Source organism: Streptomyces sp. NPDC056486 (assembly GCF_042795295.1).
GTDB lineage: Bacteria > Actinomycetota > Actinomycetes > Streptomycetales > Streptomycetaceae > Streptomyces.
Genome location: NZ_JBHTSF010000121.1, coordinates 11,515 through 27,423, shown reverse-complemented (window position 1 = coordinate 27,423; position 15,909 = coordinate 11,515). Strand labels below are relative to the sequence as shown.

General features: G+C 70.9%; 16 protein-coding genes. 3 read left to right on the top strand and 13 right to left on the bottom strand.

Annotation, left to right across the window (positions count from 1 at the left end; all coding sequences use genetic code 11):
• Positions 1 to 46: 46 nt before the first annotated feature.
• The 3 genes from groL to ACFQ7F_RS33875 all read right to left on the bottom strand — a co-directional run bounded on the left by groL (position 47) and on the right by ACFQ7F_RS33875 (position 3,598).
• The gene (groL, locus tag ACFQ7F_RS33885) at positions 47 to 1,669 is read right to left on the bottom strand and encodes a chaperonin GroEL (protein ID WP_383279011.1); all 1,623 of its coding nucleotides are present in this window, start codon (positions 1,667 to 1,669) and stop codon (positions 47 to 49) included.
• Between the two features lie 135 nt (positions 1,670 to 1,804).
• Positions 1,805 to 2,113 carry a co-chaperone GroES gene (gene groES / locus ACFQ7F_RS33880; protein WP_006347174.1) on the bottom strand — a complete coding sequence of 103 codons (309 nt, stop codon included), beginning with the start codon at positions 2,111 to 2,113 and terminating at the stop codon, positions 1,805 to 1,807.
• Positions 2,114 to 2,641: 528 nt separating this feature from the next.
• A complete protein-coding gene (locus tag ACFQ7F_RS33875) occupies positions 2,642 to 3,598 on the bottom strand; it encodes a polysaccharide deacetylase family protein (RefSeq protein ID WP_383279008.1) in 957 nt (318 codons plus the stop codon).
• An 82-nt stretch (positions 3,599 to 3,680) separates the two neighbouring features.
• Between ACFQ7F_RS33875 and ACFQ7F_RS33870 the strand changes: the two genes are divergently transcribed.
• The gene (locus ACFQ7F_RS33870; protein ID WP_383279005.1) at positions 3,681 to 4,898 is read left to right on the top strand and encodes a methyltransferase domain-containing protein; all 1,218 of its coding nucleotides are present in this window, start codon (positions 3,681 to 3,683) and stop codon (positions 4,896 to 4,898) included.
• Positions 4,899 to 4,961: 63 nt separating this feature from the next.
• Here ACFQ7F_RS33870 and ACFQ7F_RS33865 read toward each other — a convergent pair whose 3' ends face one another.
• From ACFQ7F_RS33865 to ACFQ7F_RS33855, 3 genes are all read right to left on the bottom strand, one after another.
• A complete protein-coding gene (locus ACFQ7F_RS33865) occupies positions 4,962 to 6,284 on the bottom strand; it encodes an RNA polymerase sigma factor (protein WP_383279020.1) in 1,323 nt (440 codons plus the stop codon).
• A 104-nt stretch (positions 6,285 to 6,388) separates the two neighbouring features.
• Positions 6,389 to 6,745, bottom strand: coding sequence for a YciI family protein (locus ACFQ7F_RS33860; RefSeq protein WP_383279017.1), 357 nt, complete (start codon positions 6,743 to 6,745; stop codon positions 6,389 to 6,391).
• A gap of 44 nt (positions 6,746 to 6,789) precedes the next feature.
• Positions 6,790 to 8,304: an MFS transporter gene (locus ACFQ7F_RS33855; RefSeq protein ID WP_383279002.1), complete on the bottom strand. Its 1,515-nt coding sequence runs from the start codon at positions 8,302 to 8,304 to the stop codon at positions 6,790 to 6,792.
• Between the two features lie 91 nt (positions 8,305 to 8,395).
• On the opposite strand from ACFQ7F_RS33855, the gene ACFQ7F_RS33850 reads away from it, so the two are divergent.
• Positions 8,396 to 9,091 carry a TetR/AcrR family transcriptional regulator gene (locus tag ACFQ7F_RS33850; protein WP_383278999.1) on the top strand — a complete coding sequence of 232 codons (696 nt, stop codon included), beginning with the start codon at positions 8,396 to 8,398 and terminating at the stop codon, positions 9,089 to 9,091.
• 22 nt (positions 9,092 to 9,113) lie between these two features.
• On the opposite strand, the gene ACFQ7F_RS33845 is transcribed toward ACFQ7F_RS33850, so the two are convergent.
• From ACFQ7F_RS33845 to tsaB, 4 genes are read right to left on the bottom strand one after another with little or no spacing between them, the layout of a single operon-like run.
• A complete protein-coding gene (locus ACFQ7F_RS33845; RefSeq protein ID WP_383278996.1) occupies positions 9,114 to 9,371 on the bottom strand; it encodes a hypothetical protein in 258 nt (85 codons plus the stop codon).
• Entirely contained in the window at positions 9,368 to 10,480 is a 1,113-nt protein-coding gene (tsaD, locus tag ACFQ7F_RS33840; RefSeq protein WP_383278993.1) for a tRNA (adenosine(37)-N6)-threonylcarbamoyltransferase complex transferase subunit TsaD, read from the bottom strand. The genes ACFQ7F_RS33845 and tsaD overlap by 4 nt, the downstream gene beginning before the upstream one ends.
• On the bottom strand, positions 10,473 to 10,946 hold the full coding sequence (gene rimI, locus ACFQ7F_RS33835) for a ribosomal protein S18-alanine N-acetyltransferase (RefSeq protein ID WP_383279014.1): 474 nt from the start codon (positions 10,944 to 10,946) through the stop codon (positions 10,473 to 10,475). Before rimI ends, tsaD begins: the two co-directional genes overlap by 8 nt.
• A 29-nt stretch (positions 10,947 to 10,975) precedes the next feature.
• Complete coding sequence (tsaB, locus tag ACFQ7F_RS33830) at positions 10,976 to 11,632, bottom strand: tRNA (adenosine(37)-N6)-threonylcarbamoyltransferase complex dimerization subunit type 1 TsaB (protein WP_383278990.1); 657 nt, start codon at positions 11,630 to 11,632, stop codon at positions 10,976 to 10,978.
• Between the two features lie 108 nt (positions 11,633 to 11,740).
• Here tsaB and ACFQ7F_RS33825 point away from each other — a divergent pair, with 108 nt between their 5' ends.
• Positions 11,741 to 12,292 carry a hypothetical protein gene (locus ACFQ7F_RS33825; protein WP_383278986.1) on the top strand — a complete coding sequence of 184 codons (552 nt, stop codon included), beginning with the start codon at positions 11,741 to 11,743 and terminating at the stop codon, positions 12,290 to 12,292.
• 332 nt (positions 12,293 to 12,624) lie between these two features.
• On the opposite strand, the gene tsaE is transcribed toward ACFQ7F_RS33825, so the two are convergent.
• Genes tsaE through alr form a run of 3 tightly spaced genes read right to left on the bottom strand, consistent with a single transcriptional unit; the run spans position 12,625 to position 15,534 of the window.
• Positions 12,625 to 13,137: a tRNA (adenosine(37)-N6)-threonylcarbamoyltransferase complex ATPase subunit type 1 TsaE gene (gene tsaE / locus ACFQ7F_RS33820; RefSeq protein WP_383278983.1), complete on the bottom strand. Its 513-nt coding sequence runs from the start codon at positions 13,135 to 13,137 to the stop codon at positions 12,625 to 12,627.
• Between the two features lie 11 nt (positions 13,138 to 13,148).
• Entirely contained in the window at positions 13,149 to 14,369 is a 1,221-nt protein-coding gene (locus ACFQ7F_RS33815; RefSeq protein WP_383278979.1) for an alpha/beta fold hydrolase, read from the bottom strand.
• 13 nt (positions 14,370 to 14,382) lie between these two features.
• A complete protein-coding gene (gene alr / locus ACFQ7F_RS33810) occupies positions 14,383 to 15,534 on the bottom strand; it encodes an alanine racemase (protein ID WP_383278976.1) in 1,152 nt (383 codons plus the stop codon).
• Positions 15,535 to 15,909 lie beyond the last annotated feature (375 nt).

The window sequence follows — 15,909 nt, the reverse complement described above, 5'->3', positions numbered from 1 at the left end:
CCCCCAACGCGGGGTGCCGGGCCTCCGTTTCAGCTACGCGCAAGCGTCAGTGAGAGTGACCGTGCCCGTGACCGGCGTCAGCCTCTTCCTCGGCCGGCTTCTCGACGACCAGGGTCTCGGTCGTGAGGAGCAGCGAGGCGATGGACGCGGCGTTCTCCAGAGCGGAGCGCGTCACCTTGACCGGGTCGATGACGCCGGCCTTGACCAGGTCGCCGTACTCACCGGTCGCGGCGTTGAAGCCGAAGCCCTTGTCGAGCTCGGCGACCTTCGAGGTGATGACGTAGCCCTCGAGGCCGGCGTTCTCGGCGATCCAGCGCAGCGGCTCGACGGCGGCGCGGCGGACGACGGCGACACCGGTGGCCTCGTCGCCCTCCTTGCCGAGGTTGCCCTCGAGAACCTTGACGGCGTGCACCAGAGCGGAGCCACCACCGGAGACGATGCCCTCCTCGACCGCGGCGCGGGTCGCGGAGATGGCGTCCTCCAGACGGTGCTTCTTCTCCTTGAGCTCGACCTCGGTGGCAGCGCCGACCTTGATCACGCAGACGCCACCGGCGAGCTTCGCCAGGCGCTCCTGCAGCTTCTCGCGGTCCCAGTCCGAGTCCGTGGACTCGATCTCGGCCTTGATCTGGTTGACGCGGCCCGTGACCTCGGCCGAGTCGCCGCCACCGTCGACGACGGTGGTGTCGTCCTTGGTGATGGTCACGCGGCGGGCGGTGCCGAGCACGTCAAGGCCGACCTGGTCGAGCTTGAGGCCGACCTCTTCGGCGATGACGGTGCCGCCGGTGAGGGTGGCGAGGTCACCGAGCATGGCCTTGCGACGGTCGCCGAAGCCGGGGGCCTTCACCGCGACGGCGTTGAAGGTGCCACGGATCTTGTTCACGACCAGGGTCGAGAGGGCCTCGCCCTCGACGTCCTCGGCGATGATCAGGAGCGGCTTCGAGGCGTTGGTCTGGATGACCTTCTCGAGCAGCGGCAGGAGGTCCTGGATGGAGGAGATCTTGCCCTGGTGGATCAGGATGTACGGGTCGTCGAGGACGGCCTCCATACGCTCCTGGTCGGACACCATGTACGGGGACAGGTAACCCTTGTCGAAGGCCATGCCCTCGGTGAAGTCCAGCTCCAGGCCGAAGGTGTTGGACTCCTCGACGGTGATGACACCGTCCTTGCCGACCTTGTCCATCGCCTCGGCGATGAGCTCGCCGACCTGCGGGTCCTGGGCGGACAGACCGGCGACGGCCGCGATGTCGGCCTTGTCGTCGATCGGGCGCGCGGTCGAGAGGAGCTCCTCGGACACGGCCTTGACGGCGGCGTCGATGCCCTTCTTCAGGGCGGCCGGGGAGGCGCCGGCGGCTACGTTGCGCAGGCCTTCCTTGACCAGGGCCTGGGCGAGCACGGTCGCGGTGGTGGTGCCGTCACCCGCGATGTCGTTGGTCTTGGTCGCCACCTCCTTGACGAGCTGCGCGCCAAGGTTCTCGTACGGGTCCTCGACCTCGACCTCACGGGCGATGGTGACGCCGTCGTTGGTGATGGTGGGAGCGCCGAACTTCTTGTCGATGACGACGTTGCGGCCGCGGGGGCCGATCGTCACCTTGACCGTGTCGGCAAGCTTGTTGACGCCGCGCTCAAGGGCGCGACGGGCGTCCTCGTCGAACTTAAGGATCTTCGCCATGGGAGCGATTCAGCCCTCTCGAAAACTCGGGTGAACGAACTGCGCCCCTCGCCGCCCGGCAATCAGCGGGGTGACCAGGGGCGCAGCTCAAAAGCAAATCTGCCGGTGAAGCAGGTAAAGCGGTGAAGCGGTGAATTACTTCTCGACGATCGCGAGAACGTCGCGAGCCGAGAGGACGAGGTACTCGTCGCCGTTGTACTTCACCTCGGTGCCGCCGTACTTGCTGTACAGCACGACGTCGCCGACCTTCACGTCGAGCGGCAGGCGCTCGCCGTTCTCGAAGCGGCCCGGGCCCACGGCGAGGACAGCACCCTCCTGGGGCTTCTCCTTCGCGGTGTCCGGAATGACCAGGCCGGAGGCCGTGGTCTGCTCGGCGTCGAGCGGCTGGACCACAATGCGGTCCTCGAGCGGCTTGATGGCAACCTTGGAGCTTGCGGTCGTCACGATCCGGTCTCCCCCTTCGGAGATCTACGGGGTTAACAGTCTGGGGTGGCGACCAGGTGGATCCGTCGTCGCGGGTGCCGGACCTGCCCGTCGCTGGTTGGCACTCTCCAGTGGTGAGTGCCAAGGCCGAGACTAGGACGGCGATTAGCACTCGGTCAAGCGGAGTGCCAATTCGCTGACGCGGGTCTTATGGGAGTTCTTGCGGGAGCGGGGTGCGCCGCGGGGGCGCAGAGGGCGTTCCGCGCCCGTCCCTGCAACGGTTTCCGTAGTCCGGAGGTTCCGGCTCCGGCCCCGTCTCCCCCGCCCCGTGCCGCTCTGTGTGCGTCGGCCCGGCGGGTGGGGCGCAGTCGGGCGATGCCGTCGGTTTTCGCGGCGGAACCTTCTCCGCCGCCTTTCTGCCGAGGCGCTCGATCGGGTCCACCGACTGCGCGCACCCGGTGAGCAGCGCGGGCGCGAGCACGCCCGCCGCGAGCGCCGCGGCGAAGAAACGGTGCGCCCGCGCCCGCCGGTGCGCCCGCGCCCGCCGGGTCACAGGTAGTCCTCGAGCCTGGCCACCGCGTACCCCTTGTCGGTGACCGTCTTCATGACCTTGCGGACCATGTCGGGCATCGTGCCCTTCCAGTCCTCGCGCCCCCGGAAGTGCGTGAGGATGATGTCGCCGGGGTGCAGGTCCCGGTCCCACTCGCGCCACTCCATGTGGTCGGCGAAGGCCTCGGACGCCCACAGCGGCACGGCCTTGATCCCGCAGGACTTGGCGGCGCGCAGGGTGTCCACGTTGTAGTTGCCGTAGGGCGGGCGGAAGAGTTCGGGCCGCTTTCCGTAGCGCTTGTGGATGACGTTTTGCATGCCGCAGATCTCGCGCCGCTGGCCCGCGTACGAAAGCCCCGGAAGATAGCGGTGGTTGAGGGTGTGATTGTTCAGCGTGATGCCGCGGGACTGCATCTTCTTGAAGTAGCCGTAGTCCTCCTTGACCAGATAGTCGCTGAGAAACGCGGTGTACGGGATCTTCAGTTCGCCCATCATCTTGAGCAGGGCCGGGTCCTTCTCGGCGCCGTCGTCGATGGTCAGGAAGACGATCTTCTTCTTGGTCGGGATGGTCGTGAAGACGGGCGGCAGACTCGCCTGTCCCTTGACCTCGAACCCCTTGCGCGTGGTGATCTTCGCCTTCTCGGCGGGGGCGGCGGGCGCGGTCAGCGGGGTCTTCGCCAGGCCCCAGCGTTTCGCGGCGGCGGCACGCGCGACCTCGGCGACGCGCAGTTTCTGGGCGTAGGAGTCGAGGGCGCGGGCGGGCGGCGCGTCCAGGCGCTGCTGGCCGGGCGCGGGATTCGCTCCCCCGTCGGCCCCCGAGGCACAGCCCGAGGCGATCGCGGCGACGGTGAGCACGGCCGCCCCGGCCCGCATCCGACCCCGCATCCGACCCCGCGCCCGCCCCCGCCCGCCCTTCCGTCTTGCACTGAATTTGTCGTTTTGTCTTACTAGTTGCATGGCGCCGGATCTTTGCAGCTCAAGCCCCTGCCACAGGGCCGACACCGCGGCCGGGCGCGCACCATCCACCGACTGGCCCACAATGGACCGGGTGAACGACCTCGACTCCGCCCTGGCCTCCTTCTCCGCGCTGCTCACCGCCGAAGGCCGGTCCCTGCTCGATCTCGACGAGGTACGGGAGGCCGATCCGGCCCGGGAGCTTGCCGTCGCCACCCGCCTGCGCCGCGAGCATCCGGCGGATCTTGTCACCGCGGTGCTCGCACAGGCGCGACTGCGGCGGCGGGCGGTGGCGAAGTTCGGGCCCGAGGACGCGGGGCGGATGTTCTTCACGCCGAACGGCGTCGAGCAGGCGACGCGCACGAGCGTGGCCGTGCACCGCGCCGAGAGCTTCAAGTCCCTCGGCGTACGCAGCGTGGCGGACCTCTGCTGCGGCATCGGCGGCGACGCGATCGCCCTCGCCCGGGTCGGCATCGCCGTCCTCGCCGTCGACCGTGACCCGCTGACCTGCGCGGTGGCGCGGGCGAACGCGGACGCGCTGGGGCTCGCGGACCTCATCGAGGTGCGCGAGGCCGATGTCACCGAGGTCGACACAGCCGCGTACGACGCGGTCTTCGTGGACCCGGCGCGGCGGGGCGGGCGGGGTCGCATCTTCGACCCCGAGGCCTACTCCCCGCCCCTCTCCTGGGCCGTCCAGGCCGCCCGCAAGGCCCCGCACGCGGCGCTGAAGATCGCTCCCGGCATTCCGCACGAGGCGGTTCCCGCCGAGGCCGCGGCGGAGTGGATCTCGGACGGCGGGGACGTGAAGGAGGCCGTGCTGTGGTTCGGCACGGACACCCCGTCATCGCACCGCGCGACGCTGCTGCCCTCGGGCGCGTCCCTGTGGTCCTCGCTCGACGCGATGCTGCCGGATCCGGCGGTGCGGGCGGTGGGCCGCTATCTGTACGAGCCGGACGGCGCGGTCATCCGTGCGCATCTGGTGGCGGAGGTGGCCGCACGGGTGGAGGGCGGTCTCATCGACGAGACCATCGCGTACGTCACCTCCGACGCGCTGCATGCGACGCCGTACGCGGTGGCGTACGAGATCACCGACCAACTGCCCTTCGGCGTGAAGAAGTTGAAGGCGGTGCTGCGGGAGCGGGAGGTCGGGATCCTGACGGTGAAGAAGCGGGGGTCTGCGGTGGAGCCGGAGGAGCTGCGGCGGAAGGTGAAGCCGCGGGGGGCCAACTCGGCGACCGTGTTTCTCACCCGGGTGGCGGGGGCGCCGACGATGTTGATCGGGCGGCCTGTTGTAGGCACCTGAGCGGGGTCTTGGTCACCGTCATCACCGGCTCCGCCGAGTTCGTCCTCAAACTCCCCCAAGCTCTTAAGGAGCAGGGAGGGACCCCCTCGACGGGCTACAGGATTCAGCCCGCCCCAGCAGCAGCTCCCGCTCCCGCTCATTCCGCGTAAGCCCCGCCGCCCGCTCGAACTCCCCCCGCGCCTCCGCCGCCCGACCGAGCCTCAGCAGCAGGTCGCCCCGCACGCTCGGCAGCAAGTGGTAGTCCTTCAGGGCGGGTTCATCCGCGAGCGCGTCCACGAGGCGCAGCGCCTGCGCCGGGCCCGAGGCCATCGACACCGCCACCGCGCGGTTCAGTTCGATCACCGGTGACGGAGCGCGGGCGGCCAGGAGTTCGTACAGGGTGACGATCCGGGGCCAGTCCGTCTCCTCGTACGAAGGGGCGTTCGCGTGGCAGGCGGCGATCGCGGCCTGGAGTGCGTACGGCCCTGCCGCGCCCTCAGCCGCCGAGTGCGCGCGGGCGAGCGCCCCGAAGCCCCGCCGGATCAGCGGGAGGTTCCAGTGGCGGCGGTCCTGGTCGGCAAGGAGCACCGGCTCGCCCTTGGGGCCCGTCCGTGCCGCCGCGCGGGACGTCTGGAGCTCCAACAGCGCGGCAAGGCCGTGCACTTCGGCCTCCCGCGGCATCAGCGCGGCCAGCACACGGGCGAGGCGCAGGGCGTCCTCGCACAGCGACGGGCGCAGCCAGTCGTCGCCCGCCGTGGCCGCGTACCCCTCGTTGAAGATGAGGTAGATGACCTCGAGCACCGACCCGAGCCGAGCCTCGCGCTCGGCCCCGTACGGCACTTCGAAGGCCACGGCCTTGGCCGCGAGGGTGCGCTTCGCGCGCACGACGCGCTGGGCCACCGTCGCCTCGGGAACCAGCATCGCGCGGGCGATCTCCACCGTCGTGAGACCGCCGAGCAGCCGCAGCGTGAGGGCGATGCGGGCCTCGGCGGAGAGCACCGGATGGCAGGCGGTGAAGACGAGGCGCAGGAGGTCGTCGTCGATGTAGTCAGGGTCGACGGATTCGGCGGGTTCGACGACCTGGGGCGGGGCCGTCTCCAGGTCGCGGCCCATCTCCTGAAGCTTGCTCGCGTAGCGCTCCCTGCGGCGTACGAGGTCGATGGCGCGCCGCTTGGCCGTGGTCATCAGCCAGGCGCCCGGATTGTCGGGGACGCCGGTCCGCGGCCACTGTTCGAGGGCTGCGACCAGCGCGTCCTGCGCGAGTTCCTCCGCGATGCCCACGTCGCGCACGATCCGCGCGACACCGGCGATGAGGCGCGGGGACTCGATCCGGAAGACGGTCTCGACCGCGCGGTCGGGGGCCTGCGAAAGGTCGGGGGCCTGCGAAAGGTCGGGGGCCTGCGAAATGCCGTCGGCAGTCTCGGGGCGAGGGGGCTCTGAGGAGTGGGCCGTCACGGCCACCCATCAGAGCACCCCCGCGGCGGCGCCGCAAAGGTCCGGCGCCTGTCGCGTCAGCCCTCGATGATCTCCCGGACCTCGGCCGTCACGGTCCAGTGCTCGTCATGGGTCTTCAGGAACCGGCTCGCCCACTCGATCGCCTCGGCCTTGTCCTTGCACTGCGTGATCGAGTAGCCGCCGACGACCTCCTTCGCCTCGGTGAACGGGCCGTCCGTGACGGACACCTGGCCGCCCTTCCAGTGCACCTGGGTGGTCTGGGCGCTCGGGGTGAGGCCCGCGGTGTCGAGCATCACCCCGGCCTTGGTGATCTCTTCGAGGAGCTCGCCCATGCGCTCGCCCATCTCGGGGCTCGGGCCGCCCTCGGGGGAGGTCTTCTCATCGATGCGGATCATCGTCAGATAGCGCGGCATGGTGGTCATGTCCCTTCGGCTGTCGGCGGGCTTCTCCCCGCCTCTCACCTCTGCGTCGAACGGGAGACACCCGGATCGACATCGTCTCCGAGATTCTTTGGACTTTCTTCTGGAGCGAGCGCACCCAAGGACGTTTCCGCAGGCAGCGCACGCGTACGCGCCGGATGCAGCGCCGCCGTCGCCACCGCCGCCGCCACGAGCAGCGCGGCGGCCACCCCGAACGCCGTCGCGTACCCGTCCGCGAGCGCTCCGGGCCCCCGCCCTGATCCCGTGGACCCCGTGACCCCCGACGCCACCGTCACCAGGACCGCGAGCCCCAGCGAACCGCCCAGCTGCCGCGAGCTGTTGAGCAGCCCCGACGCCATGCCGGTCTCCTCGGCGGCGACACCGGACGTGGCCGCCGTCCCCAGCGGCACGAAGCACATGCCGATGCCGACGCTCGCCACCAGCGAGGGCCCGAGGATGGACCCGAGGAAGGTGCCGTCAGGTCCGACCGTGAGGGCGAACCACACGAACCCCGCCGCCCCGAGGAGACCGCCGGTCACCAGAATCGCGCGCTCCCCGAAGCGCCCGGCCTTCCGCGCCGAGATCACCGACCCGGCGACGACGCCCACACAGAACGGCAGGAACGCCGCTCCGGCCCGCGTGGATCCGTACGACATGACCTCCTGGAGATAGAGCGAGGTGAAGTAGAAGGCGGCGAACTGCCCCGATGACATCAGCAGCGCGAACGCGTTCGCGGAGAGCACGGGCCGGTTCCTGAGCAGGCCGAGCCGGAGCAGCGGCTCCCGCTTGCGGGACTCGACGACGGCGAACGCGACGAGCAGCACGGCCGCGGCGCCGAGGGTGCCCAGGGTCGTACCGGATCCCCACGCGTACGTCTCCGTGCGCACGAGCCCGAGGACGAGCACCGCCATCCCCGCGGTGACAAGGAGCGCCCCCACCACGTCGAGGCGCGGTGCGGGCCCGGTACGCCGGTCGGCGGGTACGCCGCGCCGCGAGAGGGCGAGCGCGCCGAGCACCACCGGGACGTTGATCAGCATCACGGAGCGCCAGCCCGCCAAGTCCGTGAGCAGCCCGCCCGCCATCACCCCGACCGCGCCGCCGAGCGCGCCCGCCGCGCCCCAGAGCCCGAGCGCCCGCGCACGAGCGGGCCCCGGCGCGTAGTTGACGGTGATCAGCGCGAGCGCGACGGGTGCGAGCGCCGCCGCGCCCGCGCCCTGCACGGCCCGCGCCGCGACGAGCTGCCCCGGCGTCTGCGCGAGCCCGCCCACCAGGCTCGCGACACCGAAGACCGCGAACCCGGCGATCAGGGTGCGCCGCCGCCCCACCAGGTCGGCGAGGCGCCCGCCCAGCATGAGGAGGCCGCCGAAGGCGAGGGCGTAGGCGTTGACGACCCAGAGCAGCGAATCGGCACCGAAGCCGAGGTCGTCGCCGATGTCGGGCAGCGCGATGTTCACGACGGACATGTCGAGGGAGACCAGGAACTGCACGGTGAGCAGCACCGGCAGCAGCCAACGGGTCCCTGGAGGCGGCTTGGAGTCAGCGGGATTCACCATGCCCACGGACATTACTATACGCGTATAGAAAATAGAACGGCATGCGCCGCCCGCCCGTCAGGCACCCCCTCGGGGCGCGACAATGAGCCACGTGGAAGCAGAGAAACCAGCGCCGGAGTCATCAGGCGGCGAGAAGAAGAAGCGCGGCCGCCCCAGCCGCATCGACCTGGACACGATCGTCGGCGTCGCGCGCCGCATCCTCCAGGAGGAGGGCGTGGCCGCCCTGAGCATGCGCAAGGTCGCCAAGGAGGTCGGCACGACCCCGATGGCGCTCTACCACCACGTACGCGACAAGGACGAGCTCCTGATGCTCACCCTGTCCGGGACGGCCGACCTGGTCCCGCGCCCCGAGCTCCCCGACGATCCGCGCGAGAGGCTGCTCGCGGTCTCCGTCCACATGCACGGCACGCTGGAGCGAATGCCCTGGGTGGTGGAGGTGCTGAGCCTCGGTGACCTCACCGACAAGGGCGCTCTATGGATGGTCGAGGAGATCATCGACTGTTCCCTCGCCTGCGGACTGAACCAGTCCCAGGCCATCGCCGCCTACCGCACCATCTGGCACTGCGTCTACGGCGACCTGGTCTTCCGTCAGGCGATGGCCCGCCGCGCCGAGGAGCCGGACCGCAGGCGCTACTTCCCCGACATGCTCACGGAAGCGGACGCCGACGAACTGCCCCACATGGCCGCACTCGCCGACCGCTGGCTGGAACTGACGGCGGAGTACGACGCGTCCAGGCAGCTGGGAGCGGTCATCGACGGGCTACTGGGGCAGGCGAACCGCCCCTGACACCCGCTGACGTACGACGCGTTCAGCCGAGCCCGGCCGACTCGAACCGCCACCGGTGCACCGCCCGCGTCACCAACTCCGGCGCGGGCTCCGGGATTTCGGGGAGTTCGGCGTCGTACGACGCGTCCCACCAGGTCAGGACGAGGACCCTGTCCTGCGGGGCACGGAAGCTCTCCCGGCGGACCGGCTCACCGTCAAGGACCTGCGCCCGCGCCCATGCGAGCAGTTCCTCGCCCCGCCCGTCGACGGCGCGGGCCTCCCACATCAGCGCGACGGTCACGAGTACAGGTTCTCCTTGCTGACCTCGTGCACGTGGTCGTGCGCGTGCGTGTGCGAGTGGCCCGGGACGTGCGGCTCCGTCACCGGAAGCGAGGAGTCCGCCGACAGGTCCCAGTCGGATGCCGAGCGGTTGCGCGCGACCATCTCCGCGCCGAGCGCGGCCACCATCGCGCCGTTGTCCGTGCACAGCTTCGGGCGCGGCACCCGCAGCCTGATTCCGGCCGCCTCGCACCGCTCCTGGGCAAGGGCGCGCAGCCGCGTGTTGGCCGCCACGCCGCCGCCGATCATCAGGTGGTCCACACCCTCGTCCTTGCAGGCCCGTACGGCCTTGCGGGTAAGCACATCGACGACCGCCTCCTGGAAGGACGCCGACACGTCACGGACGGGAACCTCCTCGCCCGCGGCCCGCTTGGCCTCGATCCAGCGCGCGACGGACGTCTTCAGTCCTGAGAAGGAGAAGTCGTACGCGGCGTCGCGCGGCCCGGTGAGGCCGCGCGGGAAGGTGATCGCGTTCGGGTCGCCCTCCTTCGCGTACCGGTCGATGACGGGACCGCCGGGGAAGCCCAGGTTGAGCACCCGCGCGATCTTGTCGAAGGCCTCGCCCGCCGCGTCGTCGATGGTCGCGCCCAGGGGGCGGACGTCCGACGTGATGTCGGTGGAGAGCAGCAGCGAGGAGTGGCCGCCGGAGACGAGAAGGGCCATCGTCGGCTCGGGCAGCGCGCCGTGCTCGAGCTGGTCGACGCAGATGTGCGACGCGAGGTGGTTCACGCCGTAGAGCGGCTTGCCGAGCGCGTACGCGTACGCCTTGGCCGCCGATACGCCCACCAGCAGCGCGCCCGCGAGACCGGGCCCCGCGGTCACCGCGATGCCGTCCAGGTCCTTCGCCGACACCCCCGCCTCCTTCAGGGCGCGCTCGATGGTCGGCACCATCGCCTCCAGGTGCGCGCGAGAGGCGACCTCGGGCACGACCCCGCCGTAGCGCGCGTGCTCGTCGACGCTGGAGGCGATGGCGTCGGCGAGCAGGGTGGTGCCGCGGACGATGCCGACGCCGGTCTCGTCACAGGAGGTCTCGATGCCGAGAACGAGAGGTTGGTCGCGCGAGTCAGCCATGGGTGTCGGTTCCTTGTACGGATGTCGATGGGTCGGTCAGGCGCATCACCAGGGCGTCCACGTTGCCCGGCTGGTAGTAGCCGCGCCTGAAGCCGATGGGCTCGAAGCCGAAGCGCTCGTACAGCTTCTGCGCCCGCGTGTTGTCGACCCGCACCTCAAGGAGGACCTCGGCGCACTCGAAGGCGGTCGCCGCGCGCAGCAGATCGGTCAGGAGCCGGGAGCCGAGCCCCGTGCGCCGGTGGCTCGGGGCCACCGCGATGGTCTGTACGTCGGCCTGGTCGCCGGAGGAGGCGAGTCCCGCGTACCCGACGAGCCTGCCCCCGTCCGTCGCCACCACATAGCGGCGGGTGGCAAGGGGCCCTCGCGCATGGGCGAGCTCGGACCAGAACATGCCGCGCGACCAGGTGTCGTCCGGGAAGAGTTCCTTCTCCAGGACGTAGACGGGTTCGATGTCCCACCAGCGCATCTCGCGCAGGACAGCTGTCGTCACGGATGTCACTTGGGGGTGACCACCTTGTAGTTTTTGGGGACCTGCGCGTCGGGGCGGCGCAGGTACAGCGGCCTGGGGGCCGACAGTTCCTCGCCCGCGGCGAGCTTCTGGGCGGCGAGAGACGCGAGCGAGGCCGCCGAGACGTTCTCAGGGGCGCGGGCCTCGGGGAAGGTCTCGGGGTAGAGCACCGCGCCGGCGCCGACAGCGGGCAGGCCCGCCACCTCGTCGGCGATGTCGGCCGGGCGGTCCACGGCGGGCTCGGTGAGGCGGGTGCGCGGGTCCGCGTACCGCGCCCAGTAGACCTCCTTGCGGCGCGCGTCCGTGGCGACGACGAAGGGCCCGCTCTCGATGCCGGACTCGTATGCGAGGCCGTCGAGCGTGCACACACCGTGCACCGGCACGCCGAGCGCGAGGCCGAAGGTCTCGGCGGTCATCAGGCCGACGCGAAGACCCGTATAGGGGCCGGGGCCCACGCCGACGACGATGTCGGTCACGGCGTCGAGTTTCAGTCCCGCGTCGGCGAGCACCCGGTCGACGGCGGGAAGCAGCAGCTCACCGTGGCGGCGGGCGTCCACCTGACTGGAGGCTGCGACGACGGACGAGCCGTCGTGCAGCGCGACGGTGACGGCGGGGGTGGCGGTATCCAGAGCGAGCAAGAGCACGCGAATAGCCTACGGCTCCGGCGCCCGCAGCACGGCCGACCGAACAAGCCGCACACCTGCTGCTAACGTCACCCCATAGCCGTACGGAGTACGAAGAGGGTGGCGCAGGTGTCCAGGAGCAGCTCGGGAATCGTGGCCGGGCTCACCGCCGCCGCGGTCGCCGCCGTCGGCTTCCTCGCTTACCAGGCCTCGGCCAGCGCGCCGGACCACCTGGGCAAAAAGCCGGACACAGCCCCTTCCGCATCGGCCTCGCGCTCCCCCAAGGACAAGGCCGACCCGACGACGATTCCGGCGCAGTCCGGTGCGGGCGAGCGGGTCGTCTACTCGGTGGGCGAGGACCGCGTATGGCTGGTCGCGGGCACCGGCAAGGCGCAGCGCACGTTCAAGGTCACGCCGAGCACGGTGGACCCGGTCCCCGGCACGTACGCCGTCACCTCGCGCTCGGGCACCGTCACCGGAACGGACGGCGTGGCGATCGAGCACGTCGTGCGTTTCGCGAGCGTGGACGGGATCGCGATCGGCTTCAGCGCGGCGACGGACGGCTCGACGCCGAAGCCCGACCCGTCGAAGAAGACCGGCGGCATCCGCGAGTCGCGCAAGGACGGCAACGCGATGTGGGAGTTCGCGACGATCAGCAAGAAGGTCGTCGTCGTTCCGTAGGGACGTCGCCCACGGACGTGGGCGCCTGATCGCCCGGCGGTGTCGAGACCGCGCTGGCGGCCGCGCAGGACGCCAGCAGATCGCGCATGGAAATCCCCGATGACCCCGATGGCCCCGACAGCCCGTGCGGCCGGGGCTCTACGTCACGTTCTGAAGCCGACATGGATGCCTCCTGGGCTCCGGGGGCAGACGTGGTTAGGTAGACCTAACCAGTACCGGTATCCATGTGACCACGCCTGACGTGCGCCGCGCAACATCTTGCCGACGCCCTGTCGGAATGTTCGGGCGAAAAGACAAAGATCAGGCCGAAAGGCGAGAGTCAGGCGTGGGGATCAGGCCGAGAGCAGCGTGAGATCGGCCTCCGCCCACCGCGCCCCGACCCCGCTCAGCGTCACTTCGCGCACCTCGTCCGTCGTGTCGCCGACCGTCCGGTCGATGACGACGCGCAGCCGGCTCTCGGAGAGCTCCTCGACCTTGCCGTCGCCCCACTCCACGACGATCACCGATTCGGGTAGCGAGACGTCGAGGTCGAGGTCCTCCATCTCGTCGAGCCCGCCACCCAGGCGGTACGCGTCCACGTGCACCAGGGGCGGCCCGTCGGAGAGGGACGGATGGACGCGGGCGATGACGAAGGTCGGCGACGTGACGGCGCCCCGGACGCCGAGGCCCTCGCCCAGGCCGCGGGTCAGTGTCGTCTTGCCGGCGCCGAGCTCGCCGGTGAGCATCACGAGGTCGCCGGGGCGAAGCAGCTTGGCCAGGCGGCGGCCCAGGTCGCCCATCTGCTCAGGCGAGGTGACGGTGATGCCGAGGGAGTTCACGGGGGCCGGGTTGTGCGGTGCTTCCATGCCCACCCACGTTAGCCGCTGGACGTACGTGCATCGGCCGCGGCGGGAACTGCGCCGACGCGCGCGAGGAGGTCCGCGATGCGGTCCGTGACCACCTCGGGGTGCTCCATCATCACCAGATGCCCGGAGTCCGGGACGAGCACGAGCTCGGCGCCCGGGAGCAGATCGGCGATGACCTCGCTGTGCTCGCTCGGTGTCACCAGGTCCTTGTCACCGGCCAGGACGAGCACCGGAAGCTCGGCGAAGTACTTGAGCGCCTCCGTCTTGTCGTGCTCGGCGAACGCCGGATAGAACTCCGCGACCACGTCGATGGGCGTCGACTCGATCATCCGCTCGGCGAACCGCGAGATCGCCGGGTCCACGTCCTTCGACGAGAACGAGTAGCGCTTGATGATGCCGGCGAAGAGGTCCGCGGTGGCCCGCCGCCCCTTCTCCACGAGATCGGCCTGTGAGCCAAGGGCCTTCAGCACCCCCGGCAGCACGCGCCGCACGGCGTTCATCCCGGCGACCGGCAGACCGAAGTTGACCTCGCCGAGCCGCCCCGACGACGTACCGATGAGGGCGACGCCGACGACGCGCTCGCGGATCAGCTCGGGGAAGTGGTCGGCCAGGGCCATCGTCGTCATGCCGCCCATGGAGTGCCCGACGAGGACCAGCGGCCCCTCGGGCGCCGCCGCGTCGATGACGGCCTTCAGGTCACGCCCCAACTGGTCGATGGAGACCGGCGACTTGTCCGCAAGCTGCGCCGCGCCCCGGCCCGACCGGCCGTGGCTGCGCTGGTCCCAGTACACGGAGCGCACGACGCCACGCAGGGCCGCCCGCTGGAAGTGCCAGGAGTCCTGGCTCAGACAGTAGCCATGGCTGAAGACGACGGTGACGGGAGCGGGTGTCTTGCGCCCGAAGAGCCTGCGGCGGCGCGGTGCCTGCGCGCTGTCCGCCGAAGCCTTGTCGATCTCGTCGACCTCGTACGAGAGCTCCGTGCCGTCGTCCGCGTACGCCTGGCCCGGCATGCCGCGCAGCGATCCGTAAGGACCCGAAGCGTCGAGTGCGAGCCGCGCCTTCTTGCGCATGCCGCGCCCGACGGTCAGCCGCTCTATGGCGACACCGGCCGCGGCGCCCGCGGCGACGACACCTATCGCGGCACCGGCGAAGCCGGCCCTGCGCCAGTTCCCGGCCGCCGCGGCGACTTCCGTCGCCGCTTGTGCGGCCGCCCCCGTGTTGGTCTCGCTCACGTGCCGCTCCTCCTCACTCGTCGGGTCCCTCATTCACATGGACGCGCGGAACACGCGATCCGATGCGGGTGACGATCTCGTACGCGATGGTGCCCGCCGCCTGTGCCCAGTCTTCGGCGGTCGGCTCACCCCGGTCACCAGGACCGAACAGGACGGCTTCGGAGCCCACCGGCGGCTCGTCGCCGCCGAGGTCGACCACGAACTGGTCCATCGCCACCCTTCCGGCGACCGTCCGCCACTTGCCGCCGACGAGCACGGGTCCGGTGCCGGAGGCGTGGCGGGGGATCCCGTCCCCGTACCCGACCGGGACGAGCCCGAGGGTCGTCTCACCGGGTGTGACGTAGTGATGCCCGTAACTCACGCCGTGACCCCCCGGAACGTGCTTCACGAGGGCGAGCGACGCGCTGAGCGTCATGACGGGCCGAAGGCCGAACTCCTCGGATGTGCCGACCTCGGGGCTCGGCGAGATCCCGTACATCGCGATCCCGGGGCGTACGAGATCGAAGTGGGTCTCCGGAAGTGTGAGCGTGCCCGGCGAGTTGGCGATGTGCCGCACCTCGGGCCGGACCCCGCGCTCCTCGGCGGCGGCGACCATCTCGCGGAAGAGCGCCAGTTGAGGGGCGATGGAGGGGTGCCCCGGCTCATCGGCACACGCGAAGTGCGACCAGATCCCGGTGACGCGCACCAGGCCCTCGGCCTCGGCCTGCAGCGCCTGCGAGACGAGTTCGGGCCAGTCGGCGGGCATACAGCCGTTGCGCCCGAGTCCGGTGTCGGCCTTCAACTGAATACGCGCGGTGCGCCCCGCGGCCCGCGCGGCGGACGACACTTCGCGCAGGGCCCACAGCGCGCTCACCGACATGTCGAGGTCGGCTTCGATGCCCTCGCGCCAGGGCCCGCCCGGAGTCCACAGCCAGCACATGACCCTCCCCCCGATCCCGGCGGCCCGCAGCGCGAGCGCTTCCTCGGGGGTCGCGGCGCCCACCCAGGTGGCTCCCGCCTCGATGGCGGCCTTGGCGCAGGGCACCATCCCGTGGCCGTACGCGTCGGCCTTCACGACGGCCATGAAGGCGGCGCCCGGCGCGTGGGCGCGCAGAGTCCGCACGTTGGCCCGGAGGGCGGCCAGGTCGATCTCGGCGCGGGCACGCAAGGGTGCGGTCTCAGTCATATCGCCGACCAGTGTCTCAGAGGCCGCTGACACCCTGGCAGCCGCGCGCCTCAGGTCCGGGGCTTACCGCCCCCACGCGCAGCCCCGGTACCCCTTGCGCAGGGTCATCCGGGGGACCACCCGAAGGAACGTGCACCCCCACTCCCCCTGAACGAACGGGCCTTCCCCACCACCCGCCCGATCACCCCGCGTCTCCCCCTGAACGAACAGGCCTTTCCCACCCACCCGCCCGATTGCCCCGCGTCATCGAGTGGGGAGGGGGTGGGGGGGGGAAGCACGTATGTCGGTGAGGGGGCGGGGGAGCACGTATGTCGGTGAGGGCGAGTGGGCGAGCTGCACGCACCGAGGCGCGGTGGGGCAGGGGCGTTACATGCC

Excerpts from the sequence above, each read along its gene's own strand:
- groL (WP_383279011.1), bottom strand. The coding sequence starts at position 1,669 with ATGGCGAAGATCCTTAAGTTCGACGAGGACGCCCGTCGCGCCCTTGAG.
- ACFQ7F_RS33875 (WP_383279008.1), bottom strand. The coding sequence starts at position 3,598 with ATGCAACTAGTAAGACAAAACGACAAATTCAGTGCAAGACGGAAGGGC.
- ACFQ7F_RS33870 (WP_383279005.1), top strand. The coding sequence starts at position 3,681 with ATGGACCGGGTGAACGACCTCGACTCCGCCCTGGCCTCCTTCTCCGCG.
- ACFQ7F_RS33860 (WP_383279017.1), bottom strand. The coding sequence starts at position 6,745 with ATGCCGCGCTATCTGACGATGATCCGCATCGATGAGAAGACCTCCCCC.
- ACFQ7F_RS33855 (WP_383279002.1), bottom strand. The coding sequence starts at position 8,304 with ATGGTGAATCCCGCTGACTCCAAGCCGCCTCCAGGGACCCGTTGGCTG.
- tsaD (WP_383278993.1), bottom strand. The coding sequence starts at position 10,480 with ATGGCTGACTCGCGCGACCAACCTCTCGTTCTCGGCATCGAGACCTCC.
- rimI (WP_383279014.1), bottom strand. The coding sequence starts at position 10,946 with ATGCGCTGGTGGGACATCGAACCCGTCTACGTCCTGGAGAAGGAACTC.
- tsaE (WP_383278983.1), bottom strand. The coding sequence starts at position 13,137 with ATGGAAGCACCGCACAACCCGGCCCCCGTGAACTCCCTCGGCATCACC.
- alr (WP_383278976.1), bottom strand. The coding sequence starts at position 15,534 with ATGACTGAGACCGCACCCTTGCGTGCCCGCGCCGAGATCGACCTGGCC.